At 61.7% G+C, this 24,880-nt stretch carries 20 protein-coding genes; 8 read left to right on the top strand and 12 right to left on the bottom strand.

Annotated features, from left to right (window positions below; translation table 11 throughout):
* Positions 1–31 precede the first annotated feature (31 nt).
* Positions 32–1,054: a GlxA family transcriptional regulator gene (locus tag NN484_RS23240; RefSeq protein ID WP_274658010.1), complete on the top strand. Its 1,023-nt coding sequence runs from the start codon at positions 32–34 to the stop codon at positions 1,052–1,054.
* A gap of 25 nt (positions 1,055–1,079) precedes the next feature.
* Here NN484_RS23240 and NN484_RS23235 read toward each other — a convergent pair whose 3' ends face one another.
* Complete coding sequence (locus NN484_RS23235; protein ID WP_274658009.1) at positions 1,080–2,135, bottom strand: alpha/beta fold hydrolase; 1,056 nt, start codon at positions 2,133–2,135, stop codon at positions 1,080–1,082.
* Positions 2,136–2,438: 303 nt separating this feature from the next.
* On the opposite strand from NN484_RS23235, the gene NN484_RS23230 reads away from it, so the two are divergent.
* Positions 2,439–2,852 carry a cupin domain-containing protein gene (locus NN484_RS23230; protein ID WP_127646813.1) on the top strand — a complete coding sequence of 138 codons (414 nt, stop codon included), beginning with the start codon at positions 2,439–2,441 and terminating at the stop codon, positions 2,850–2,852.
* Between the two features lie 5 nt (positions 2,853–2,857).
* Here the strand turns inward: NN484_RS23230 and NN484_RS23225 are convergent, their stop codons facing one another.
* A complete protein-coding gene (locus tag NN484_RS23225) occupies positions 2,858–3,877 on the bottom strand; it encodes an AraC family transcriptional regulator (RefSeq protein ID WP_274658008.1) in 1,020 nt (339 codons plus the stop codon).
* 90 nt (positions 3,878–3,967) lie between these two features.
* Positions 3,968–4,663, bottom strand: coding sequence for an SDR family NAD(P)-dependent oxidoreductase (locus NN484_RS23220; protein ID WP_127646817.1), 696 nt, complete (start codon positions 4,661–4,663; stop codon positions 3,968–3,970).
* Between the two features lie 400 nt (positions 4,664–5,063).
* Between NN484_RS23220 and NN484_RS23215 the strand changes: the two genes are divergently transcribed.
* Positions 5,064–5,690, top strand: a complete 627-nt coding sequence (locus NN484_RS23215) for a TetR/AcrR family transcriptional regulator (RefSeq protein ID WP_127646819.1) — start codon at positions 5,064–5,066, stop codon at positions 5,688–5,690.
* A gap of 196 nt (positions 5,691–5,886) precedes the next feature.
* The gene (locus NN484_RS23210) at positions 5,887–7,158 is read left to right on the top strand and encodes an OmpP1/FadL family transporter (protein ID WP_127646821.1); all 1,272 of its coding nucleotides are present in this window, start codon (positions 5,887–5,889) and stop codon (positions 7,156–7,158) included.
* A gap of 83 nt (positions 7,159–7,241) precedes the next feature.
* On the opposite strand, the gene NN484_RS23205 is transcribed toward NN484_RS23210, so the two are convergent.
* A complete protein-coding gene (locus NN484_RS23205) occupies positions 7,242–8,702 on the bottom strand; it encodes an efflux transporter outer membrane subunit (RefSeq protein ID WP_274658007.1) in 1,461 nt (486 codons plus the stop codon).
* A 214-nt stretch (positions 8,703–8,916) separates the two neighbouring features.
* On the opposite strand from NN484_RS23205, the gene NN484_RS23200 reads away from it, so the two are divergent.
* The 3 genes from NN484_RS23200 (at position 8,917) to NN484_RS23190 (ending at position 14,980) form a co-directional block, all read left to right on the top strand.
* The gene (locus tag NN484_RS23200) at positions 8,917–10,026 is read left to right on the top strand and encodes an efflux RND transporter periplasmic adaptor subunit (RefSeq protein ID WP_274658006.1); all 1,110 of its coding nucleotides are present in this window, start codon (positions 8,917–8,919) and stop codon (positions 10,024–10,026) included.
* A complete protein-coding gene (locus NN484_RS23195; protein ID WP_274658005.1) occupies positions 10,023–13,112 on the top strand; it encodes an efflux RND transporter permease subunit in 3,090 nt (1,029 codons plus the stop codon). Before NN484_RS23200 ends, NN484_RS23195 begins: the two co-directional genes overlap by 4 nt.
* A gap of 362 nt (positions 13,113–13,474) precedes the next feature.
* The gene (locus NN484_RS23190; RefSeq protein WP_274658004.1) at positions 13,475–14,980 is read left to right on the top strand and encodes a sensor domain-containing diguanylate cyclase; all 1,506 of its coding nucleotides are present in this window, start codon (positions 13,475–13,477) and stop codon (positions 14,978–14,980) included.
* Between the two features lie 65 nt (positions 14,981–15,045).
* Here the strand turns inward: NN484_RS23190 and NN484_RS23185 are convergent, their stop codons facing one another.
* The 4 genes from NN484_RS23185 to NN484_RS23170 form a co-directional block, all read right to left on the bottom strand.
* Complete coding sequence (locus NN484_RS23185) at positions 15,046–16,044, bottom strand: NADP-dependent oxidoreductase (protein WP_274658003.1); 999 nt, start codon at positions 16,042–16,044, stop codon at positions 15,046–15,048.
* A gap of 46 nt (positions 16,045–16,090) precedes the next feature.
* Positions 16,091–16,960 carry an alpha/beta fold hydrolase gene (locus NN484_RS23180; RefSeq protein ID WP_215500322.1) on the bottom strand — a complete coding sequence of 290 codons (870 nt, stop codon included), beginning with the start codon at positions 16,958–16,960 and terminating at the stop codon, positions 16,091–16,093.
* 78 nt (positions 16,961–17,038) lie between these two features.
* Entirely contained in the window at positions 17,039–17,827 is a 789-nt protein-coding gene (locus NN484_RS23175; RefSeq protein WP_215500321.1) for an SDR family NAD(P)-dependent oxidoreductase, read from the bottom strand.
* 39 nt (positions 17,828–17,866) lie between these two features.
* A complete protein-coding gene (locus NN484_RS23170) occupies positions 17,867–18,967 on the bottom strand; it encodes an alkene reductase (RefSeq protein ID WP_215500320.1) in 1,101 nt (366 codons plus the stop codon).
* Positions 18,968–19,116: 149 nt separating this feature from the next.
* Between NN484_RS23170 and NN484_RS23165 the strand changes: the two genes are divergently transcribed.
* The gene (locus NN484_RS23165) at positions 19,117–19,704 is read left to right on the top strand and encodes a TetR/AcrR family transcriptional regulator (protein ID WP_274659330.1); all 588 of its coding nucleotides are present in this window, start codon (positions 19,117–19,119) and stop codon (positions 19,702–19,704) included.
* A 9-nt stretch (positions 19,705–19,713) separates the two neighbouring features.
* On the opposite strand, the gene NN484_RS23160 is transcribed toward NN484_RS23165, so the two are convergent.
* Genes NN484_RS23160 through NN484_RS23145 form a run of 4 tightly spaced genes read right to left on the bottom strand, consistent with a single transcriptional unit; the run spans position 19,714 to position 24,807 of the window.
* Entirely contained in the window at positions 19,714–20,718 is a 1,005-nt protein-coding gene (locus NN484_RS23160; RefSeq protein ID WP_274658002.1) for an XdhC family protein, read from the bottom strand.
* A gap of 11 nt (positions 20,719–20,729) precedes the next feature.
* Positions 20,730–22,082, bottom strand: a complete 1,353-nt coding sequence (locus tag NN484_RS23155; protein ID WP_274658001.1) for a c-type cytochrome — start codon at positions 22,080–22,082, stop codon at positions 20,730–20,732.
* A 17-nt stretch (positions 22,083–22,099) separates the two neighbouring features.
* Positions 22,100–24,352 (bottom strand): xanthine dehydrogenase family protein molybdopterin-binding subunit, encoded by a 2,253-nt coding sequence (locus tag NN484_RS23150; protein WP_274658000.1) that lies wholly within the window; start codon positions 24,350–24,352, stop codon positions 22,100–22,102.
* The gene (locus NN484_RS23145) at positions 24,352–24,807 is read right to left on the bottom strand and encodes a (2Fe-2S)-binding protein (RefSeq protein WP_274657999.1); all 456 of its coding nucleotides are present in this window, start codon (positions 24,805–24,807) and stop codon (positions 24,352–24,354) included. The genes NN484_RS23150 and NN484_RS23145 overlap by 1 nt, the downstream gene beginning before the upstream one ends.
* Between the last annotated feature and the right edge of the window lie 73 nt (positions 24,808–24,880).

Genomic DNA, 24,880 nt, shown 5'->3' with positions numbered 1-24,880 from the left:
CGCCAACTATCGGCGGATAACAACATGACCGATGGGCCAGACCTTGATCGAACGACGTCAATTCAGCGGAGGCATGAAGGGCAAAAACCTCCGCTATCTGAATGAACAATCTGCAGATTCGCGCCTCACCCGCACCGGTTTCCTGCTGCTGGAACACTTTTCATTACCGGCCTTCACCCAGGCGCTGGACACCATCATCACCGCCAACCTGTTGCGCGCCGGGCTGTTTGCCTCGCGCACGTTCGGCTTGGGTGAGGAGGAAGTGATCAGCGATCTGGGCCTGGTCATTCGCCCCGATGCACGGATTGATCCGGCCAGCCTCGCCGAACTGGATTTGCTGGTGGTGTGTGGCGGTTACCGGACGGAACTGAAGGCGAGCGAGGAGTTGATCAGTCTGCTGCGCGGGGCCGCGGAGCGCGGGGTGAGTCTGGCCGGTTTGTGGAACGGGGCGTGGTTTCTCGGGCGCGCCGGCTTGCTCGATGGTTATCGTTGCGCGATTCACCCGGAACACCGTCCCGCGCTCACGGAGATTGCCAAGTCCACTCAGGTCAGCAGCGAACCTTATGTGATCGATCGCGACCGGCTCACGGCGTCCAGTCCGTCCGGGGCTTTCCACATGGCGCTGGACTGGATCAAGAGCCTGCACGGCAAGGCGCTGGTCGAAGGCATCGAGGACATTCTGGCGTTCGAGGAATCGCGCTATCGGCGGATCAAGCCGGACGAAAACCTCTGCGTCAGCGCGCCGTTGCGCGAGGTGGTCAAACTGATGGACGCCAACCTCGAAGAACCGCTGGAGCTGGAGCAACTGGCGGTGTACGCCGGCCGCTCGCGGCGGCAACTGGAGCGTCTGTTCAAGGAGCAACTGGGCACCACACCGCAGCGTTATTACCTGGAACTGCGCATCACCGAAGCCCGGCGTCTGTTGCAGCACACCGAGCTGTCGCAGATGGAAGTGCTGGTGGCCTGCGGTTTTGTCTCGCCGAGCCACTTCAGCAAATGCTACAGCGCGTTTTTCGGCTATCGACCGTCCAAGGAAAAACGCCTGGTCAAATAGCCCGAGCCATTGTCTGCCGGTGGCTTCAGAGGTGGTCGGCGTCGATCACCGCCTGAGCGAACGCCTGTGGATTTTCCTGCGGCAGGTTGTGGCCGATGCCACCGTTGATCAGCCGGAACTGATACTTGCCGGTGAAACGCTTGGCGTAATCCTCGGGCGCCGGGTGCGGTGCGCCGTTGGCGTCGCCCTCAAGGGTGATGGTCGGCACGTTGATCGACGGTGCGCCGGCGAGTTTCTGCTCAAGCGCCGCGTACTGCGCTTCGCCTTGCACCAGGCCCAGACGCCAGCGGTAGTTGAACACGGTGATCTCGACGTGATCGGGGTTTTCCAGGGCCTTGGCGCTGCGCTCGAACGTGGCGTCATCGAACGCCCACTTCGGCGAGGCGAGCTGCCAGATCAATTTGGCGAAGTCGTGGGTGTTTTTCCGGTAGCCCTCGCGGCCACGCTCGGTGGCGAAGTAGAACTGATACCACCACTGCAACTCGGCCTTGGGTGGTAACGGGGTCTGGCCGGCGGCCTGATTGCCGATCAGGTAGCCGCTGACCGACACCAGCGCCTTGACCCGCTCCGGCCACAGGGCAGAGACGATGTCTGCCGAGCGTGCGCCCCAGTCGTAGCCGCCGAGCACAGCCTGCTTGATGTTCAGGGCATCCATGAAGTCGATCACGTCGCTGGCCAGCGCTGCGGGTTGGCCGTTGCGCAGGGTTTTTTCCGAGAGGAAATGCGTGTCGCCATAACCCCGGGCATACGGCATCAACACCCGATAGCCCTTGGCGGCGAGCAACGGCGCCACCGCGTCATAACTGTGAATGTCGTAAGGCCAGCCGTGCAGCAGAATCACCACCGGACCTTGCGCAGGGCCGGTTTCGGCGTACGCCACGTCCAACAATCCGGCCTTCACGTGCTTGAGTGGGCCGAACGGCGAGGGCGCGGAGTAGGTGATGGCCTGGTCACTGGATTCAGGTTGTGCGGCGGTGGCCGTCTGTATCTGAGCGACTGCAGCCGCGCCAAACAGTGCGAGGGCCAGGATCGAATGTCTAGGGGCTTTAGCGGTTTTGCGGTTCTTCTCAACGATCTTCATGGTGATGTCTCCTTGGCAAGCCTTTGTGGGGGGAGGTTCTGCAACCCGTGCAGGCATTTGAGCGCCGGGACGTATCTGGCCCATGTCGAAAAAGCGCTTTGACTCAAGCACATGTATCGCTGAGGCGTCTGTACACACTGTGATACACAGCCGACCCGGTGGCGGCGTTGCTTTGTACGGCTGTGTATCCAGCCGTGCGTGCGACACACGCCGAGACTAAACGCCCACCTCCTGACACATCGCCGCTACACGCCGCACGCACAGTCGTGGCCTTCACACCACGACTGTCGAGAGGGCACTCCCATGCAACGCACACTGATTCTGGCCACCGTGGCCGCACTGGTTTCATTCACCGGCCTGGCGCAGGCCGCGGACGCTCAGGCCATGAGCTGGCAGCAAGGCCTAAGCCGTACCGACCTGATCCGTCAGGACCTGGGCGCGGCGGATCGCGAAGTGATACAGGCGCGTATCGATTTCGAACCGGGGGTGACTGCGCCACGGCATGCACATCCGGGTGTCGAGGTGGCGTACGTGATCAGCGGAACCCTGGAATACCAGCTCGAGGGCCGGCCAGCGGTGACCCTAAAGGCCGGGGATTCGCTGTTCATCCCGGCAGGCGTTGCCCATGTGGCGAAAAACGTCGGCAGCGACAAGGGCGTCGAACTGGCGACCTATGTCGTGAACAAGGGCGAGTCGTTGTTGCAGTTGAAGCCATGACCGGCCTATCTGGCCCGCAGCAATTTGCGGTAATCCACCGGTGAGATCCCGCGTGCCTGGCGGAAGGAATGGCTGAAAGAACTGGCCTGCGAGTAACCCAGCATCAGGGCGATGTTCATGATGCTGGTATCGGTGCGACGCAGGTAATGGTCGGCCAGTTCCATGCGCATGGTTTCCAGCACCTGATTGAAGTTTTCCCCTTCAGCCGCGAGTTTGCGCTGCAAGGTGCGCGGCGAAATCGCCAATTGCCGGGCCAGGCTTTTCAGGCTGAAATCGCCGGTCGGCAACTGTTCGGTGAGCAGGGCGCGCAATCGGTCGGTCACCGAAAATGCCGGGTACGACAGACACAACTGCCAGTCGGCTTCCAGCAGCATGCTGCGATGCATGCGCGGGTCGGCGCCCTGGATTCGCGTCGCGAGTGCCGACTCGGCAAACACCAGCGCATTGCTGCCGGCCTCGAACTGCACCGGACAGCCAAAAAAGCGCTCGTACAGTGCCGGTTCGCCGATCGCGGCATGCATCATTCGCACTTCCAGCAGCGGTGGGTGGCTGGCGATCAACCAGCGCCCGAACGCGGCCCAGCCGACCATCAAGGCTTCCTGGTGCAGGGCGCAGTAAGGTTCCAGTTCATTGGTGCGCTGATCTTCGAGGGTCACGCGGCCGTCGCCGATGACGATCCGGGTCTGGCTGGACGGGCTGTCGTAAACGATCTTGCCGAAACGCAGAATCATGTTCAGCGAGTCACCCAGCGTCGCGCTGGTCATCAGTACATAACCCAACACACCGTAAGTGCCTGGGCGCGCGGCGGCGCCGACCAGCAGGCCGAAATGCCTCAGGTTGCTGCTGCGCGCCGCCAGTTCCAGCAGGGCACGCAGTTGCTTCATGGGGATGCGCACGATGGAGTCGGACAACTGCTCGCGTGACAGTCCGGTCTGGTGCAACAGCCACTCGCCATCGCAGCCGTGTTGTTCGGCGACATCAAGGACGTGGTTAACGAAGGCAGCGCTGGAAGTGGCGGGTCGCATGGGGGGAGGGGAAGTCCGGTAATCCGGTGATCTTGCTTTTCCGAAAGATGAAGAAAGCGACGTCGCCAAGGCGCGCGGCGTCAATAGACCCTACATGCGCCCGATGACCGGAATGCCGGTGCCGGTGACCGCCGAAGCTTGTTCCGAGATCAGAAACAGAATGACCGCCGCCAACTGGGCCGGCGTTACCCAACGCTGATGCTCGGCGTCGGGCATGGCTTCACGGTTTTGCGGGGTGTCGAGAATGCTGGGCAGCACGGCATTGACGGTGATGCTCATGTCCTTGAGCTCTTCGGCCAGGCTTTCGGTCAGGCGCAGCACGCTGGATTTCGACGCGGCGTAGGCGCCCATGCCCAGCCCGGCCTTCGCCGCCATGCTCGCACCGATATTGACGATGCGCCCCGCCGAGGACTGCAGCAGTAACGGCAGCAAGGTTTTGCTGGCGTTCAATGCGGTTCGAAGATTCAGCGTGTAGAGCCGATCCCAGGCGTCTATCGTCCCGCCGAGCAACGGCTCCCACGCATAGCCGCCGGCGCCATTGACCAGCGCATCGAGGCGGCCGAAATAGCGGTTGATCTGCCGGGCGATCTCCTGGCAATCGGCAAGGGAGGCCAGATCCACGCCAGACAGGACCAGTCGATTGTGCGAACTGGGCAGCGCAATTGTCGCCTGATCGATCAGCACCAGATCTGCGCCCTGGGCCGCGGCCATGTCCGCCAGGGTCTCGCCGAGATTCCCCAGGGCGCCGGTAATCGCCACAACGCGCCGTGAGAGTGACTGAGTCATCAAGAGTCCTTTCCTTTTTAAGGGCGCATACTCTAATGATATCGGCCGCCCATGGCATGCTTTTGGATGTCAACTTGTTGTGCAAAAGTGCCAATTTTTTATGCTTGAAGAAACCTGCGCAAAGGGTCGTTAAACAGGCGTCAGAAACTTGGCTTTCGAGGGGCGCCGAGACCTCGGAAAATGCCGTTTCATAGCCAAGGAGCGGAATCTGCCGATAGCAACAACCCGGAGAGCGCCGACAGCTCGTTTGGCGGTCAAGGCGCAAGGAATATGCAGCCCGAGAACCCGTCAAGCGTTCGGCCGGGTATCTGGGGACAAGTAGTTTTGTTCGAGGATGCGTGACTGTATTCAGTGTCAGTCACACGTTGTCAGCCCACGAGAGGGTGAGTAAGCTGCTCTCATGAATCAGCCATCTATCACTTCATCTGCGCCCAGCACTCGTGGCCCCGCCGATCATGACATTCGCGATCAGATTGTCGCGGCTGCCAACGAGCATTTCAGCCAGTATGGCTACGGTAAAACCACGGTTTCCGATCTGGCCAGGGCCATCGGTTTTTCCAAGGCGTACATCTATAAATTCTTTGATTCCAAACAGGCGATCGGCGAAGCGATCTGCTCAAACTGTTTGGGGCAAATCGTTGCAGCAGTCGAACTGGCGGTTAACGCAGAGGCGATTTCACCGACCGAGCGTTTGCGCAGACTGGTGAAAACCGTGATTGCTACGGGTGTGAACCTGTTCTTCAATGATCGCAAGCTCTACGACATCGCGGCATTTTCCGCGTCGGAGCGCTGGCCCAGTGCCCAGGTTTATGAGGAACAGATCAAGCGCTTTATCTTCGATATCGTGCGTGAAGGGCGAGAGCTTGGAGAGTTCGAGCGCAAGACCCCACTGGACGAGACCGTCGAAGCGATCCATCTGGCCCTGCGTCCCTTCGTCAACCCGTTGCTGCTGCAGCACAATCTGGATTTTATTGACGTAGCGCCCACGCTGACCTCCAACCTTATCTTGCGCAGCCTCATGCCTTGACCCGGCGCTGACCCAATATTCAGCTGATTCGAGTCAAGCCGACATCCCTCTCATTCGTCTCCTGTTCCCGGCACCTTCGTGCCGGGAGGGCATTCAATTTAGCTGTTTGTGACCATTGACTGAAATGGTCACTTGGATAATATGGCTTCGCTGCAGTTTTCGATGTTCTTTTTCAGCGACCCATAGAGTCCAGACAATGAAAAAAATAACGCTCAAGAGTCCCGTTGGCCTGGCCGTCGTGCTGGCGTCCTCCAATGTGTTGGCCGGTGGCTTTGCACTCAACGAACAAAGCATCAGCGGGATGGGCTCCGGTTTCGCCGGTCGATCTTCATCTGCCGAAGACGCCAGTACGGTCTTCGGTAATCCGGCGGGTATGGCGCGGCTTAAACGAGAGCAGGCCAGCGTGGGGGCGGCGACGCTGTTCGCCAAGTCTGACATCAGCCAGACACGCAGTACGTTTGGGGGGAAGGAAGACGGCGACATGGTTCCCACCACCACTGTACCGATGGGGTATTACGTCAAACCCATCGACGAGCATTGGGCATTCGGCGTCGGGTTTTATGTGCCTTTCGGGTTGATCACCGACTACGGCAGTGGTTTTGCCGGGCGCTATTACGCCAACAAGAGTGAAGTCACCACGCTGACCTTCCAACCCACTATCAGCTACGCCTTCAACGAAAAAGTCTCGATCGGATTCGGGCCGACCATTAACCGTATCGGCGGAGAGATATCGGGCATGGTGCCCAACCCGCTAAGTCCGGGGCGTAATGACGGCAAGCTCAAAAGCACGGGCGATGACACCGCACTGGGCTTCAACGCCGGCGTGCTGGTGCAGGCGACCGATCAGACCCGCCTGGGCCTGACGTATCACTCCAAAGTCAGTTACCACCTGGATGCCAAAACCAAGGTCACCGATGGCATCTTCAGCGTGCTGGGTGTCAGCGGCCGTAGCTACGACGCATCGCTGGATGTGGACACGCCGGAGTCGGTGGACTTTTCGGTGACGCATCAACTCAATAACGACTGGACACTCTACGCGGGCAGTACCTGGACGCGCTGGAGCCGCTTCAAGGAGCTGACGATTGAGAACAGCGGCTTGCCGCCATTACTCAGCGGCCAATTGGGAACGATCAGCGAAGAGCAGAACTGGCATGACACGTGGGCTCACGCGATCGGGGCGGCCTATCAATTGAATGACCAGTGGGTGCTGCGTGGCGGGTTTTCGGTGGATCAGTCACCCACCAACAATACCAATCGCGGGCCGCGCATTCCTACGGGCGACCGTAAGGTTGTCAGCTTCGGTGCCGGCTGGACGCCCGTGGACAATGTCACGATCGACCTCGCGTATTCCTATCTGTGGGAGGAAAGCGTACAGATCAACGACACTTCGGCCACCCGAGGTGCGTACAGTGCCAAGTACAAGAACAGTGCCAGCGGCTTCGGTACTTCGGTGAGCTACCGCTTCTAGTCGAGCGCTGTTAAGCGGGTCGGGAGTACGTGTTGTCTCCCGACTCTCCAAAGCTGGATCTGAAAACTGTCTGGCGTTGCTGTTCAGCGCGCCGCTACAGACCGCGACTCTTCGGGTTGCCAGCCACCCCCCAGCGATTTGAATACCGCCACCGCCGCGCGGGCCGATTCCGTTCGCGCCTGCGCTCTGGCATCGGAGGTCTGCAGCAACGTCTCGTCGGCGTGCAGGACATCGATCAGGCTGGCCGTGCCTTTTTCATAGGCGGTGAACGAGGACTGGCGGGCTTGTGTCAGCGCCGCCTCGCCGCCGGTGAGGGTGGTGGTCTGGGCTTGCCGATTCACCAGTGAGGACAGCGCGTTCTCTACATCTTCTGTTGCGCGCAGCACCGACTGACGGTACGCGGCCAACGCCTCAGCTTCCTGACCTTTGGCCTGATCGATCTGGGCGTTGATGCGTCCAAAGTCGAAAAGCCTCCAGCGCAGGCCCAGAACACCGCTCGATTGGCTCGCGCCGTTGGTAAAAAGATTACCGCCGGATACAGCCGTCGCGCTGCCCAGCAATGCGCTGAGGGAAAACTTCGGGTAGTACTCGGCAATCGCTTCACCGATGCGCGCGTTGGAGGCTGCAAGACGGCGCTCGGCCACGATCAGATCCGGTCTGCGTCGCAACAGTTCGGCCGGTGTTCCCAGCGCATTTAACGGCGGCGCAACAGGAATGCTTCCCTCTCGTGCCAGTTGCGTACGGTGCGTGCCGGGAGGCGTGCCGAGCAGCACATCCATTGCGTTCATGGCTGCCTCCAGACCGCTCTGCAGTACCGGAACGCTCGCCTGGACCTGCGACAGTTCTCCCTCAGCCTGACGAACCTGGTAGGTCGCGGCCAGGCCTTTGCTGTAAAGCAACTGGACCTTCTCCAGCAACGCGCGCCGGGTGTTGACTTGCTGGTTGGCAATATCCAGCCGTGCCTGTAATCCGCGCAGGGTGATGTAGATATCAGCCGTTTGCGCAGCGATCGCCAGGCGTGTCGCCGTGAAACCTGCGGCTGAGGCCTGGTATTCAGCCAGTGCAGCCTCACGCCCTCGGCGCAGTCCTCCAAATACATCGATCTCCCAGCCAGCCTCAAGGTTGACCTCGTAGGCATTTCCGTAACGGTCATAGCCAGGGGTTGAATTCAACACTTGGCCCAGTGGCGTCTCGACTGACTGATAAGAGCGTGCGGCCTGTGCGCCGATGTCTGCCGAGGGCAGCAGTGCTGCGTTTGCCGCACCCAGTCCGGCCCGTGCCTGGGTGACTCGCGCCGATGCCTGCGCCAGGTCCAGATTCTGCTGCAGTGCCTGGGTGATGAGGGTGGTCAGCACCGGATCATTAAAGTTTTCCCACCAGGCGACAAGGCTGCTCGGCGTCGATTCGGAGTGCGGTTCGACAGCTCGCTGCCCCAGGTAATGGTCCGAAAGCGGGGCGTCTGGACGCTGGTAATCCGGACCCACCGCACAACCTGCCATCAAGCCGGCGGTAACCAAAAGAGCAATTGGGCGGAGGGGAGGCATTGGAGTTCCTTAGTGGGATGTTTGTGACCATATTACGCAATGGTCACTTTGTGTCAATTAACCCTGTTCGCGCTGATTGGAATGATCCTTAATGGATGCTGGAAATATTGAGCGATTTTCCTAAGGCGCAAAACACTTCACTGCTTGTGACTATTGACGATGCTGGTCACTAGGCTGAGAATATGATGCTCATCCTATTTCAGTAAGGGAACCTATGCGCCGGCTCCGACCTTTTCCCATTGCCGCATGCCTGTTGCCTCTCGCCCTGGCGGCGTGCGGTGATTCCTCCTCCGTTGCAGACCCGCGTACGCAGGCGCCTTTGGTCAGGACCACTGCTGTTCAGGCTTCGTCTGACGGTGCTCGGTCTTTCACCGGCGTGGTGGCTGCGCGCGTCCAGGGTGACCTGGGGTTTCGCGTATCGGGCAAGGTGCTCGAACGGTTGGTTGATACGGGGCAGACCGTCAAGCGTGGTCAGCCGCTGATGCGTCTCGACCCCATCGACCTCGGGCTGCAAGCGCGAGCACAGCAGGAGTCAGTCATCGCCGCTCGAGCCCGTGCCAGGCAGACAGCCGACGACGAGGCCCGCTATCGCGATCTGGTTGCCGCCGGCGCTATTTCGGCATCGGCCTACGATCAGATCAAAGCGGCCGCAGACACGGCCAAGGCGCAGCTCAGCGCCGCTGAAGCGCAAGCGGACGTCGCCCGCAATGCCTCGGGTTATGCGGTGTTGGTCGCCGATGCTGACGGTGTTGTGGTGGAAACACTCGCCGAGCCAGGGCAGGTCGTCAGCCCGGGCCAACCGGTGGTTCGTCTGGCGCGGGCAGGGCAGCGCGAGGCCATCGTGCACCTGCCCGAGACCGTGCGTCCCGCAGCAGGATCCACCGCGCAAGCCACGCTCTATGGCGACGTCTCGGGTGCCGTGACAGCAAAACTGCGGTTGCTGTCGGACTCGGCAGACCGTACGACGCGCACGTTTGAGGCGCGGTATGTACTGGAGGGCGCATTGGCCAATGCACCGATCGGTTCGACCGTCACCCTCAGTATCGCCGAGGGCTCCGCACCCGTGGTGTCGTTGCGAGTGCCCATCGCTGCGGTTTACGACCCGGGTAAAGGTCCTGGCGTGTGGGTCATCGCCGGCACACCGCCAACAGTGACCTGGCGACGGGTTCAGGTGTTGGGGTTGAGCGACGATTCGGCGCGAGTGGTCGGCGATCTCAACGTCGGCGAGCAGATTGTCGCGCTGGGCGCTCATCTGTTGCGCGAAGGGGAGACCGTGAGAATGCCTGCGCAGAGTGAAACGACGGTTGCCGGGAGTCGTCCATGAACGAGGGACGATTCAACATTTCCGCCATCGCCGTTCGCGAGCGAGCGATCACGGTCTTTCTGATTTTTCTGATCGCCGTTGCCGGCATCTTGTCGTTCTTCCAGTTGGGGCGTGCCGAAGATCCTCCGTTTACGGTCAAGCAGTTGACCGTCATTACCGCGTGGCCGGGAGCGACTGCGCAGGAGATGCAGGATCAGGTCGCGGAGCCACTGGAAAAGCGCCTGCAAGAACTCAAGTGGTACGACCGCTCGGAAACCTATACGCGGCCAGGGCTGGCTTTCACCATGGTCTCGTTGCTCGATAGCACGCCCCCTTCGCAAGTGCAGGAGGAGTTTTATCAGGCGCGTAAAAAGCTCGACGACGAAGCCATCAAGTTGCCGGCGGGCGTCATCGGGCCGATGGTCAACGATGAATATTCGGACGTGACCTTTGCGCTGTTCGCCCTCAAAGCCAAAGGCGAGCCGCAGCGCCTGCTGGTACGCGATGCGGAGTCCATGCGACAGCGCCTGCTGCATGTGCCGGGGGTGAAGAAGGTCAACATCATTGGCGAGCAAGCCGAGCGGATATTTGTTTCGTTCTCGCATGACCGGTTGGCGACCTTGGGCTTGTCACCGCAGGATATCTTCGCTGCGCTGAACAGTCAGAACGTACTGACCCCGGCTGGATCCATCGACACCAGTGGGCCACAGGTTTTTCTGCGTCTCGATGGCGCGTTCGACACGCTGCAGAAAATTCGCGACACCCCTGTGATCGTGCAGGGGCGGACACTCAAGCTCTCGGATGTGGCGACGGTTGAGCGCGGTTACGAAGACCCAGCCACCTTTCGGGTGCGCAATAACGGCGAAGATGCGCTGTTGCTGGGCGTTGTGATGCGCGAGGGCTGGAATGGTCTTGATCTTGGCAAGGCGCTGGATGCAGAGACCGTCAGGATCAATGAGGAAATGCCCTTGGGCATGAGCCTCTCCAAGGTCACTGACCAGGCGGTGAATATCGACTCGGCCGTCGGCGAGTTCATGGTCAAGTTCTTTGTCGCGCTGCTGGTGGTCATGCTGGTCTGCTTTCTGAGTATGGGCTGGCGTGTCGGCGTCGTGGTTGCTGCGGCCGTGCCGTTGACCCTGGCGATCGTGTTTGTGGTGATGGCGGCCACCGGCAAGAATTTCGACCGTATCACCCTCGGGTCATTGATCCTGGCGCTCGGGCTGTTGGTCGATGACGCCATCATTGCCATTGAAATGATGGTGGTGAAAATGGAGGAGGGCTACGATCGCATCAAGGCTTCGGCCTATGCCTGGAGTCATACGGCGGCGCCGATGCTGTCCGGTACCCTGGTGACGGCGATCGGTTTTCTGCCGAACGGTTTCGCTCAGTCCACTGCCGGCGAATACACCAGCAACATGTTCTGGATCGTGGGTATTGCCCTGATCGCTTCCTGGGTCGTCGCGGTGGCTTTCACGCCGTATCTGGGCGTGAAATTGTTGCCAGACATCAAGACGGTCGAAGGTGGGCATGCGGCAATCTACGACACGCCGCGCTACAACCGTTTCCGCCGGATTCTGACAGGGGTCATCGCCCGCAAATGGCTGGTCGCAGGCACGGTTGTCATGCTGTTCCTGGTGGCGGTTCCAGGCATGGGCCTGGTGAAGAAGCAGTTCTTCCCGACGTCTGACCGGCCCGAGGTGATGATCGAGGTGCAAATGCCCTACGGCACTTCCATCGAGCAGACCAGTGCCACGGCTGCCAAGGTTGAGGCCTGGCTGCACCAGCAGGAAGAGGCAAAAATCGTCACGGCCTATATCGGCCAGGGTGCACCACGTTTCTTCCTGGCGATGGCGCCGGAACTGCCCGATCCGTCGTTCGCCAAGATCGTGGTGCTGACCGACAGTCAGGAAGCACGGGAAACCCTCAAGGTCCGTTTTCGTCAAGCCGTTGCCGAAGGGCTCGCCCCGGAAGCTCGCCTCAGGGCCTCGCAAATCGTGTTCGGTCCTTACTCGCCATTTCCAGTGGCCTACCGGGTGATGGGGCCTGATCCGGCGAAATTGCGCGTGATCGCCGAGCAGGTGAGGAGCGTGATGCAGGATAGCCCCATGATGAGAACCGTGAACACTGACTGGGGCCCGCTGACCCCGGCGTTGCATTTCAGCCTGGATCAGGATCGCTTGCAGGCGGTGGGGCTGACATCGAATGCGGTTGCACAGCAATTGCAGTTCCTGCTGAGTGGAGTACCGATCACGGTGGTGCGTGAGGATATTCGTTCAGTGCAGGTCGTGGGGCGGGCAGCGGGCGATATCCGGCTCGACCCCGAGCAGATCAGAGGCTTCACGTTAGTCGGCGCGTCGGGCCAGCGTATCCCGCTGTCGCAGATAGGCGAGGTCGATGTGCGCATGGAGGATCCGATCCTGCGCCGGCGTGATCGCACCCCGACCATCACGGTGCGTGGCGACATTGCCGAAGGCTTGCAGCCACCGGATGTGTCGAGTGTGATCCTCAAGCAGTTGCAGCCGATCATCGAGCAACTGCCTTCCGGTTACCGGATTGAGCAGGCGGGCGCCATCGAGGAGTCCGGCAAGGCGGGCAAGGCGATTCTGCCACTGCTGCCGATCATGATCGCCATGACCCTGATCATCATCATTGTGCAGGTTCGTTCGATCTCGGCGATGATCATGGTGTTCCTCACCTCGCCGTTAGGCTTGATTGGTGTGGTGCCGACGCTGCTCATCTTCAATCAGCCGTTTGGCATCAATGCGCTGGTCGGTTTGATTGCACTGTCGGGGATCCTGATGCGCAATACGCTGATTCTGATCGGGCAGATTCATCACAACACGCAAGAAGGGCTGGACCCGTTTCACGCGGTTGTCGAAGCCACGGTGCAACGTGCCCGACCGGTGCTGTTAACGGCGATGGCGGCGATCCTTGCCTTTATTCCCCTGACACACTCGGTGTTCTGGGGGACGCTGGCCTATACCCTTATCGGCGGCACGTTCGTCGGAACCATCATGACGCTGGTGTTCCTGCCAGCGATGTACTCGATCTGGTTCAAGATTCGTCCTGACGATAATGGGCAGATCAAAACAGTCAGCCCGGCTTAGATCCAGACGCCTGAAATCGAGGCCTGCTCCGGCAGGCCTCTTTGCCCTTCGCGGGTACAGCCCGCGCCCGTTGCCTCGGTATTCCCGGGCAAATCAAATCCTGAAAGCCTGGCGATAGTTTGGGCTGGCATGCTTGTTGTCGTTTCGCCCGGTGCGAATCCTCTCTCTTGAAGTCTCTGACGCGTCTCGTCTGGACGAGGCGCCGCGCAGCAGAAATGTACTTTAGTCCGCCACATAATCTGTTGCTGCAGCGATTCACCGCTGCTTGTATCCTTGCTCACGACAAGGACAGGCGGCTGCAGCCATTGAGTCGACCCATTAGTCGCTGGAACGGAAAACCGGACTTTCCCAAAGGTAGTAATGTGAAGCGTGACACCCATCTGGTAGTACTTTTGTTGTTGGTGATCGGCTGTTCCCTGGCGTCACTGACGGTCTGGAAAGTATTGGCCTCTCGTGAACGGGCACTGGAGGAAGTCAACGTCCATGGCTTGAACCTGACTCAGGCGCTTGCGACGTACTCCGAAGGCATCGTCCGGCAAAGTTCGTTGCTGTTGCTCGGCCTCGTCGAACGTCTGGAAACCGAAGGCAGTGGTCCGGCGCAGATCGAGCGGCTGAGTGCTCTGATCAACCGTCAGGAGCCGTTGATGCCACAGCTCAGTGGCATCACCATCTACGATAATCAGGGGCGCTGGCTGATGTCTTCCAACCAGCCGATTCCCGCCGGGGCGAACAGCCGTGACCGGGTCTATTTCATCCATCATCGCGACGATCCCTCCCGCGAGACCTTTATCGGTCCACCGATTCAGAGCCGCTCCAATCAGGAATGGGTGATCACCGTCAGCCGCCGTTTCAATGGTCCCGGTGGCGAGTTTGCCGGCGTGGTGGCGGTTACCCTGGGGGTCGAAAACTTCCTGCGCCTGTTTGGCCAGATCGACGTCGGGCAGGAGGGCGCCATCGGCTTGTCCTATACCGATGGTACGTTGCTGGTGCGCTATCCGTTCCGCGAGCAGGACATGGGGCGCAACTTTTCCAAATCGCCGATCTATGCCAAGTACCTCGTCGATCGTTCAGTCGGCACGGCGTCGTATACCTCCAGCCTGGATGGCGTCGAGCGGCTCTACGCCTTCCGCAAGAGCGATCGGCTGCCATTGATCACCACCGTCGCCCTTGGCAAGCACGAAGCGCTCGCGGCGTGGCGCATGGAGGCATGGCTGTCGGCGGTGGTGGTGACCGGGCTGCTGGGGCTGACCGGCCTGATCGGCTGGTTCCTGATCCTGGATATCCGTCGGCGCACCAAGGCAGAGGATCAGTTGCGCGGGACGCAGCAGCAGTTGCTGTCATCCAATCGCCAGCTTGAGTTACTGGCGATGAAAGACGCCCTGACGGGGCTGGCCAATCGGCGCTGCTTTGACGAGAGCCTCGCGATGGAAGCCCGGCGGGCAAAACGTGACCGCACGACGCTGGCGTTGCTGATGATCGATATCGACTACTTCAAGCTGTACAACGACTCGTTCGGGCATGTCGCCGGCGATGCCTGTCTGCAAGCTGTGGGCAAAATCCTCGAGGCCTGCGTGCGACGCCCGTCGGATCTGGTGGCGCGTTATGGTGGCGAGGAGATGGGCGTGATCATGCCGGACACCGACGGGGACGGCGCTGCGGTGGTGGCGCAGCTCATCCTCGACCGCCTGCAGCAAGAGAACATCCCGCACCACGCCAGTCCGTTCGGGCGACTGAGTGTGAGCATCGGGATCGCGACGGCCACGGGGTCGCAACTGGATCATCTGCAAGGGCTGATCGAGGTGGCAGACCAGGCGCTGTACACCGCCAAGGCGCTGGGGCGTAACCAGTTTGTGAAGGGGCATGGGTGAGCTGCGTTTTCGGCGCGCCTGGATGCGTTTGCACTGCACGCTGGGTTCACCGAAACCCGGCGTAGTCATTTGATCGTGACAACCACCTTGCCCTTGGCCCGTCCCTGTTCGACGTACTTCAGCGCCTCTGCCGTTGCCTCAAAAGTGAAGGCGCGATCAATCACCGGTTTGATGATGCCGGCCTCGACGAGTGCGCTGATTTGTTGCAGTTGGGCGCCGTTGGCGCGCATGAACACAAACCTGTAACTGACGTCCTGCTTGCGTGCCTTGCGCCGTATACCGAGGCTCAGCAAGCGCATGACTTGCTGCAACGGCCAGGACAAACCCTGCTCCTGGGCGAATTGCGCGGTGGGCGGCCCAGAGATGGAAATCAGCTGGCCACCGGGCTTGAGCACCTTGAGTGATTTTGCCAGGACATCGGCGCCGAGGCTGTTCAACACCACGTCGTAGCCGTGCAAGACACTTTCGAAGTTCTGCCGGGTGTAGTCGATCACCTGATCGGCCCCCAACGCCTTGACCCATTCGACATTCGCGGTACTGGTGGTGGTCGCGACGAAGGCGCCAAGGTGTTTGGCGAGCTGAATGGCAACGGTGCCGACGCCACCGGAGCCGGCATGAATCAGCACTTTCTGGCCCTTTTGCAGTCGGGCGGTGTCGACCAGCACTTGCCAGGCCGTCAATGCCACCAAGGGCAGGGAAGCGGCTTGCGCCATGCTGGTATTGGCCGGTTTCAGGGCGATCGCGTTTTCGTTCACGGCGATCAACTCAGCGAACGTACCGATCCGCGTTTCTGGCGGGCGGGCGTACACCGCGTCTCCCGCTTTGAAGCGTGTCACCTGCGAGCCCACCGCAATCACCACGCCTGCCAGGTCGTTACCCATGACCAGCGGAAACGAGTAGGGCAGGATCAACTTGAATTCGCCTTTGCTGATCTTCGAGTCCAGCACGTTGACGCTGCTGGCATGGACCTCGATCAAGACGTCGTGGGCACCCACGACGGGGGCGGGTGCTTCGCCGATGCGTCCGGGGTGCTTGCCATAGCGATCAATCAGAAAGGCTTTCATCGGGGTGCGGCTCTTGTCGGTTGTAAGGAGGGTAGCCGGTGCGTGGTCAGGCATCGAGAAACGCCTGGGCCTTGGCCACAAAATCAGTGTGATGCTGGAAAATGCCGCCGTGCCCGGCGTCCTCATAAATCACAAGCTCTGCGTTGGGGATACGCTTGGCCAGCTCAAACGAATTGACGCTGGGCACCATGATGTCGGTGTCGCCGTTGACGATCAGCGTCGGCGCGCGCAAACGCCCGAGGTCTTGCGGCGCCTGCTGGCCCCACGCGGTGATGGCTTTCAACTGCCGCAGGAACGCGCGGGGTGTCGGGCCTTTGTCGCGATTGTTTTTGCGTGCTTTCAGGCGTTGCAGATACTGCGAAGCGGCTCGACGACCGTTGAGCGTCGAAGTAAAGAACAGGTAGAACTTGGGATCGCGCAGGGTCAGCAAGCCTTTGAGAATCAATGGCCACGACACCGGGCCGACCTTGTCGATACCGCTGCCGCCGGCCGGCCCGGTGCCGGTGAGAATCAAACGCCGCACCCGATCAGGTGCTTTCAGGGCGATGTCCTGAGCGACGAAGCCGCCGAGGGAGAAACCGAGCACATCAACGGTTACCAGCCCCAGCGCCTGGATCAACCGGATGGCATCGTCAGCCATTTCACCGACGGTCAGTGGAGCGGTGCCACCCGAGCCGCCGATGCCGCGATAGTCGGTGATGATGACGCGCCGGGTTTGCGCCAGATGATCGATGATTACGGGGTCGAAGTTGTCCAGTACGGCGCCCCAATGGTTGAACAGCACAAGGGGCACGCCGGTTGCGGGGCCGCTGTCGCGATAGGCAAAGCGAACACCGTTGACCGTGATCGACTGGTTCGCCGCGTTGATGAACGACCTCGACGAAGCCGAGGGGGGATTTGTCTGCATTGAATTCATGTCTACTCCGGACAGCGGCCGGATTCGATGCCGTATCTTCCTGCATCGAATCCGTCGCGAATGCTCGCTACTGAAAGATCACGGTTGGCTCTGGTAGCGCTCGGCAACCGCCGACTGGCGGATCTGCTGCAGCAGGCCCTGACGTGCAGTCTGCAGGCCATCCCAGCGTTCAGCTTCGTGCAGCGGCGGAATGGTCACCGGTTCGCGACGATCGAAACCGACCAGTGCAGCGTCTACCAGATCGCCCACTTCCATGATTTCGCTCAGGGTGTTGATGTCGACGCCGGAGCGATCCCAGATTTCCGTGCGGGTGGTGGCCGGCAACACGGCCTGCACGTAGACGCCCTGAGGCGAGAGCTCCAGGCTCAGGCCCTGGGAAAGGAACAGCACAAAGGCCTTGGTCGCACCGTAGACCGTCATGCCGAACTCCGGCGCCAGGCCCACCACCGAACCGATGTTGATGATCGCACCGTCGCCGGCTTTGGCCAGGCGCGGGGCGATGGCGCTGGCGAGCCGCACCAGCGCCGTGGTGTTGAGGGCAACCAGTTGCGCAACGCTGTCGGTACTTTGATCGATGAAGTTGCCGGACAGCGCGGCGCCGGCGTTATTGACGAGGATGCCGATACGGGCGTCGTCGCGCAGGCGGGATTCGACGCTTGTCAGATCGCCGGGTTGGGTCAGGTCCGCCGCAATGACATCGACGGCGACGCCGTGTTCGCTGCGCAAGCGCGCGGCCAGTGCGTCCAGGCGAGCCTGATCGCGGGCGACCAGGACCAGATCGTGACCGCGTTGCGCGAAGCGCTCGGCGTAGACCGCGCCAATGCCGGTGGAGGCGCCAGTGACAAGAACAGTAGGGCGAGTGCTCATGGGGTATCTCTTTTTCAGGGTGTGAGAAATAGAAAGCGTTCAGCTTGCGCTGGCGCTCGATTCAGCCAATGTCGGGTAGTCGATGTAGCCTGCTGCACCGCCGCCATAGAGGGTGGCGGGATTGAACGCGGACAGCGGCGCGCCACGCTTGAGGCGCTCCACCAGATCCGGGTTGCCAATGAACGGGCGACCGAAGGCGATCAGGTCGGCCTGGTCGTCAGCGAGCCTTGCAGTCGCCAGGTCCAGGTCATAGCCGTTGTTGGCGATGTAGGTGTTTTTGAAGCGCTGGCGCAGGGCGCCGAAATCGAAGGGCGCCACGTCACGCGGGCCACCGGTCGCACCTTCGACCATGTGCAGGTAAACCACGCCGAGGGCGTCGAGTTGCTCGACGACGTAATCGAATTGCGCCTGCGGATCACTGCTGGATACGCCATTGGCCGGCGACACCGGAGACAGGCGCACACCGGTGCGATCCGCGCCGATTTCATTGATCACGGCCGCCGTCACTTCGAGCAACAGACGCGCACGATTTTCAATCGAGCCGCCGTAAGCATCGGTACGCAGATTGGCGCTGTCCTTGAGGAACTGATCCAGCAAATAGCCGTTCGCGCCATGAATCTCCACGCCATCGAACCCGGCAGCGACCGCGTTGGCCGCAGCCTGGCGGAAATCGGCGACGATCCCCGGCAGTTCGCTGATGTCCAGTGCGCGCGGCTCGGAGACGTCTTCAAAGCGATTGTTGACGAACACTTTGGTGGCGGCACGCAGCGCAGAAGGGGCCACGGGGGCGGCGCCGTTTTCTTGTAGATCAACATGTGACACGCGGCCGACATGCCACAGTTGCAGGAAGATTTTTCCGCCCTTGGCATGCACGGCATCGGTCACTGCACGCCAGCCGTCAATCTGCGCCTGCGTGTAGATCCCCGGGGTGTCCTGGTAACCCTGGCCCTGTCGGGAAATCTGGGTGGCTTCGCTGATCAGCAAGCCGGCGCTGGCGCGTTGGCTGTAGTAGGTGGCCGCGAATTCGCTGGGGACAAAGCCCTGGCCTGCGCGGTTGCGTGTCAGCGGTGCGAGAACGACGCGGTTCGACAGTGTGAGGCTGCCGAGCGAGTAAGAGGTGAACAAAGTCTGCTGGGTCATCTGATGAATCTTCCGTGCCCGTTGATGGAAATCGGTGATGCGTGCAATTAGGATGATGATCGAAATCTAAACTGTCAATGGTTTTGATTATGGACAACATCTATGTATCATCGAACGCAGGATTTCCCGGTAAACACGAGGTATTGCACGTGAGAGTGACCAAGGCCCAGGCGCAGGCCAATCGAGAACACATCGTTGAGACGGCCTCTGAGATGTTCCGTGAACGTGGTTTTGACGGCGTCGGTGTGGCGGATCTCATGGCGGCCGCCGGCTTCACCCACGGAGGCTTCTACAAACACTTCGGGTCGAAGGCCGATCTCATGGCCGAAGCCTCGGCCTGCAGTCTTGCCAAGTCGCTGGACGCCGCCCAAGCGCTGGATGTGCCAGGTTTCCTCAACGTCTATCTGACGAGGGAACATCGGGACGGTCGTGGCTGCGGATGCACCCTGGCCGCGTTGGGCGGCGACGCAGCGCGTCAGTCGGACGAAGTGAAGGCGACGTTTGCCGAGGGCATTGAGCACACCCTGCAAACCCTGGGAGACAAATACCCGACGGGGCCGGATGCCGAAGCGGGTGAGGGGCGAAGGAAGATGATCGACCTGCTGGCACGGGCGGTCGGCGCGATTATCCTGTCGCGCGCCTGCCCGGATGATTCCGCGCTGGCGGACGAGATTCTTGAGGTGTGCCGCGCGCAGATGCTGGCTTCATTGCCGGCCGATGACGTCGACGCGCAGTAGCCGCGCGGCTCATTCTGCGAGCGCTTTGGCCCTGGCGATGGAAAACGCTTTCGGCAGGCGGGCGCCATTCTTCGCCGCAAGAATCTCGGCCATCACGCTGACCGCGATTTCCGCAGGTGTCTTGCTGCCGATGTAGAGGCCGATTGGCCCGTGCAGGCGCTCAAGTGACGCCTGGGTCTCACCAAAATGCTCGATCAGGCGTTCGCGGCGCAGCTGGCTGTTACGCCGCGAGCCGATGGCACCGATATAGAACGCCGGGCCGTGGAGCGCTTCGAGCAAGGCCAGATCGTCGAGTTTGGGGTCATGGCTCAGGGCGACAATGCAGGTGCGCAGATCCACCGCGAAATCGCGGACCACGTCATCCGGCATGCCGACGATGCGCTCCACGCCGTCTACCGCCCAGGTCTCGATGTACTCGGGACGCGGGTCGCACACCGCGACCTTGAAGCCGTTGAACAACGCCATGGTCGCCAGATACTCGGCCAGCGCGCCGGCACCGATCATCAGCATCCGATAGCCCGGCCCCAGGGTGTTGAGCATCTGCGCGCCATCAAAGCTGAATTGTTCCGGCGTCGCGGTGGGTTCGAGCGTGACCTGAGCGGTCGCCAACGTGAGCTGACGGCGAACCAGTTGCCCGGCGTCCAGTTGCGCCAGCAGCTCGTCGAGTGACGGCCACGCGGGGTTGAACTCAAGGATCAGTTCAAGCGTGCCGCCGCAGGGCAAGCCGAAGCGATGCGCCTCATCGGCGCTGACGCCATAACGCACCACTTGCGGTGCGCTGTCGCTGAAACCGCTGCCGCCATGGGCCGTGGTGTAGCGATGGATCAGGTCATCCTCGATGCAGCCGCCGGACACGCTGCCCACCACGCGACCGTCGTCCCGCAGGGCCATCATCGACCCTGTCGGGCGCGGCGAAGAACCCCAGGTACGCGCCACCGTGGCGAGCAGCACGCGCTCGCCGGCGGCCAGCCAGTCCCGCGCCGTGCGCAGGACCAGCAAGTCGATACTTTCCATCCGTTTCTCCTCTAGCGCATCTGCAGGATGATCGGGCTGCTGCTGGCCGGATCGGTGCGTTCACGCAGCTTGCCCACCGTCTGCGCATCCACAGCACTGCCCTGATTGCCCCAGGCGCTGCGCATGAAGCTCAGCACTTCGGCGATCTGCTGATCCGACAACTGCTCACGGAAGGCCGGCATGCGATAAGCGTCGGGCACTCCGGCCGCCACGACCCGCTGCGAACCGTTGAGGGTGATGTTGATCGCCGAGGCGCTTTCCCCGGCCAGTGCAGAAGTCGCACCGGCCAGTGGCGGCATCCATTCGGGCTGGCCCTTGCCGTCCAGGCCATGGCACGAGGCGCAGCGCGTCACGTAGGTATGAGCACCGGGCGTGTCCGGACGTTCCGCTGCCGATGCGTTTTGATACTGCCAGGGCGCGCCATCGCGCGCGCGGTCGCCGGGCAGCGATTTCAGGTAGTGGGCGATCGCGGTCAAATCAGCGTCGCTCATGAACTGCGTGGAGTTGTTGAACGCCTCGGTCATCGAGCCGTAAACCACCGCGTGTTGGTTGCGCCCGGTCTTGAGGAACTGCACGATTTGCGCTTCGCTCCAGCGGCCCAGGCCGGTGTTGTGATCATCGCGCAGGCTTGGCGCGTACCAGCCATCGAGCAAGGCGCCGGCGAGGTATGGCGTGCCGGATTCATCCAGTGCCTTCTCGTTGAACGCCAGGCCACGGGGCGTATGGCAACTGCCGCAGTGCCCGGCGCCTTGAACGAGATACGCGCCGCGGTTCCACAGTTCATCCTGCGACGGTTTGGCCACGTAGGGCTCGGTGTCGGTAAACATGCCGTTCCACATTGCAATCGGCCAGCGCAGGTTCAACGGCCAGGGAATGGCACTCGGGATGTTCGCCTGTTTGACCGGCGCCACGCCTTTCATGAAGAACGCATACAGCGCACGCACATCGTCGTCACTGAGCTTGGCGTAGGACGGGTAGGGCATCGCCGGATACAGACGGCGACTGTCGGGGGCCACGCCGTGACGCACGGCACGGTCGAAATCCGCCAGGCTGTAGTGGCCGATGCCGGTTTCCGTGTCCGGGGTGATATTGGTCGCATGGATCGCGCCCAGCGGTGTGGCCATTTCCAGGCCGCCGGCGAACGGCGCGCCGCCCGGCACGCTGTGACAGGCCACGCAATCGCTGAGCCGAGCGACGTATTCGCCACGGGTGACCAGCGCCGGGTCGATGTCGGCCACGGCGATCTGATGGTTTTCCAGGCGCGAGACAGGCTCGCGGGTGACATACCAGGCCAGCAGGCCTGCCGCGACCAGGCACGGCACTGCCAGCCAGCCTGCGGTTCTTGCGAATCGGCTGTTATTCATGGACGCTCCGTCGCTGATCAGGTGAAAGTGTGTCGGCTCATGGGCAGGCTGCGCACCCGCTGACCGGTCAGCGTCGCCACCGCATTGGCGACGGCAGGCGCGACGGCGGGCAATGGCGGTTCGCCGATGCCACCCATTTTTTCTCCGCTCTCGACAACACGCACGTGCACCCGGGCCATCCGCGCAGGCGGCAGGATCGGATACAAGTCGTAGTTGCGCGCCCGAGGTTTGCCATCCACCCAGACGGATTCCTCCACCAGCGTCTGCGACAGCCCCAGCGCCACCGCGCCATTGACCTGCGCTTCGACAATCGCCGGATTGACGATGCTGCCCGGGTCAATCGCCTGCCAGATGTCGTGCACCTTGACCTGGCCGTTCTCGATAGACACCTCGGCGATCACCGCCGTCTGCGTGCCGAACGGCGAAGCCATCGCCACGCCTCGCGCACGTTTAGTCCCGTCCTCGGCGGTAAACGGCCCGCGCTTCCAGCCGCCCGACAGCTCGCCCACCGCGTGCAGCAGCGTGGTCAGCCGCGGGTTGTCACGCAGCAGGTGCAGGCGCAGTTCGAACGGGTCTTTGCCGCCCTTGTCCGCCAGTTCGTCAAGGAACGATTCATAGAAGAAGTCGTTGAGGGAGTTGCCCACCGAACGCCAGTAACCCAGCATCGCCGGACCTTTGACGTAGATCTGCGCGATCCGCTTGTTGGGGATCGCGTAGGACTTGCCCGACAACCCTTCAAGCGCCGTGGGGTCGAGCTTCTCACCCTGCTTGCCGGCGAGGGCCTCGGTCGGGCCTTCGGTGGCACTGATCGCTTCGATTGCCAGCGGCCAGCCATCGTTGTCCAGCGCCGCGCGGAAATTCACCGCGGCAACCGGACGGAGCACGTCACGCAGGAACTCTTCCTCGCGACTCCAGATCAGTTTGACCGGGCGGCCCACCGCCTTGGACAGGGCGATCGCCTGAGGATAGGGACTGGCCGAGTCGTAGAGAAAATGCCGACCGAAGAATCCACCCAGCAGTGGTGAATGCAAGGTGATGCGCGACGGATCCAGCCCCGTGCGTTTGGCGATGTCCGCACGGAACATGTCCGGCGCCTGATTCGGCAGCCAGACCTCCAGCGAACCGTCCGGGTTGAATCGGGCCAGCGCAGAAGGCGGTTCCAGTTGCCCGTGGTTCAGGTATTGGTTGTGGTAAGTGGCGTCGATCCGGGTCTTGGCCCCGGTCAGAGCCGACGCCACGTCCCCTTCATTTTCATCATCCCGGGCTGGCCCTTTATCGTCAGCGAGTCGCTTGAGCCAGGCATCGCTGGAAAAGTCGGCGGGCATCGGCCGCACTTGGCTGTCTGCGGTGGGTTCCTGCCAGTCGACCTGAATTGCTTCCACCGCACGTTTGGCGTGCCACCAGCGTTCGGCAACCACCGCCACGGCGCCCGGCAGGCGATGCACGGAATGCACGCCTTTCATCGCCTTGACCTGGTCTTCGTTGCGCAGGTTGCCCACCGTCATGCCCAGACGCGGGGCATGTTGAACGGCGGCGTGCAGCATGTCGTCGACCTTCAGGTCGATGCTGTACAGCGCCTTGCCCGTGGACTTGTCGTAGGCATCGACGCGCTTGACCGGTTTGCCGATCCAGCGGAACTGACTCGGATCACGCAGCTTCACAGAAGTAGGATCGGGCACCGGCAGATCCATCGCCTGCTCGGCCAGTTCACCGTAGGCCAACGAACGTCCCGACTTGGCATGCACCACTTTGCCAGGCTCAGTGGTCAGCTCGCTCACCGGTACCCCAAGCTTCTGCGCGCCGGCCTGCAGCAGCATGGCGCGTGCGAGGGCGCCGAGGCGGCGCATGACCGGGTAGCTCATGCGCACCGACATGCTGCCGCCGGTGATGCGCATGCCGTTGTCCATGACCACATAGGCTTCGCCGGGCGGGGCGGCTTCGACCAGGAAGGTCGCCGGATCGGCATCCAGCTCCTCACCGACGATTTGCGCCATCGCGGTGAACGTACCTTGGCCGCCCTCCATGAACGGGCAGAGCAGGCGTACGCGGTTGTCCGGGCGGATTTCCAGAAACGCGGGCACCTGCGTGCCGCGCTCGGCAGTGGCCGTCGCTACTGCAGCTTGCACGCGTGTCACCCCCAGCGGCAGGCCGAAGCCGAGCACCAGGGCGCCGACGGCGGTGCCGGTCAGGAATCGTCTGCGCGACAAGTTGACCGGATCATGCAGAGCCAGTGCCGATGCTTGCAGAGAAGGGTCGATACGAACGTTCATCAGGCGTCTCCCTTGCTGGCAAGCTCATGCACAGCAGCATGAATGGCGTTGTACGTGCCGCAGCGGCACAGGTTGACCATCGCCGCCTCGATCTGCGCGTCACTCGGCTTGGGGTTCTGTTTGAGCAACGCGGTGGCCGCCATCACCTGCCCGGACTGGCAGTAGCCGCACTGCGCGACTTGCAGATCGACCCAGGTCGAGACGACCCGTTTGCCCACGTCATCGGCCTCGATGGCCTCAATCGTGGTGACCTCGCGGCCGACCACACCGGCCACCGGCGTGACGCACGAGCGCACGACGTTGCCGTCCACCAACACCGAGCAGGCGCCGCATTGCGCCAGGCCACAGCCGTACTTGGTCCCGGTCATGCCCAAGTCATCGCGGATCACCCACAGCAAGGGCGTATCGGCGTCGGCATCGACCTGATAGGTCTTCTGGTTGATTCGTAGTTCCATGGTTCACCCGCTTGATCATCGGTTGACGTGTATTGTTATCAGCAGTGACACGCGGCGAGGCGCATCACGGTAA

Origin of the sequence: Pseudomonas serboccidentalis (genome assembly GCF_028830055.1) — a bacterium.
In the GTDB taxonomy this organism is placed as follows: domain Bacteria; phylum Pseudomonadota; class Gammaproteobacteria; order Pseudomonadales; family Pseudomonadaceae; genus Aquipseudomonas; species Aquipseudomonas serboccidentalis.
This window is presented reverse-complemented; position numbering and strand designations above follow the sequence as displayed.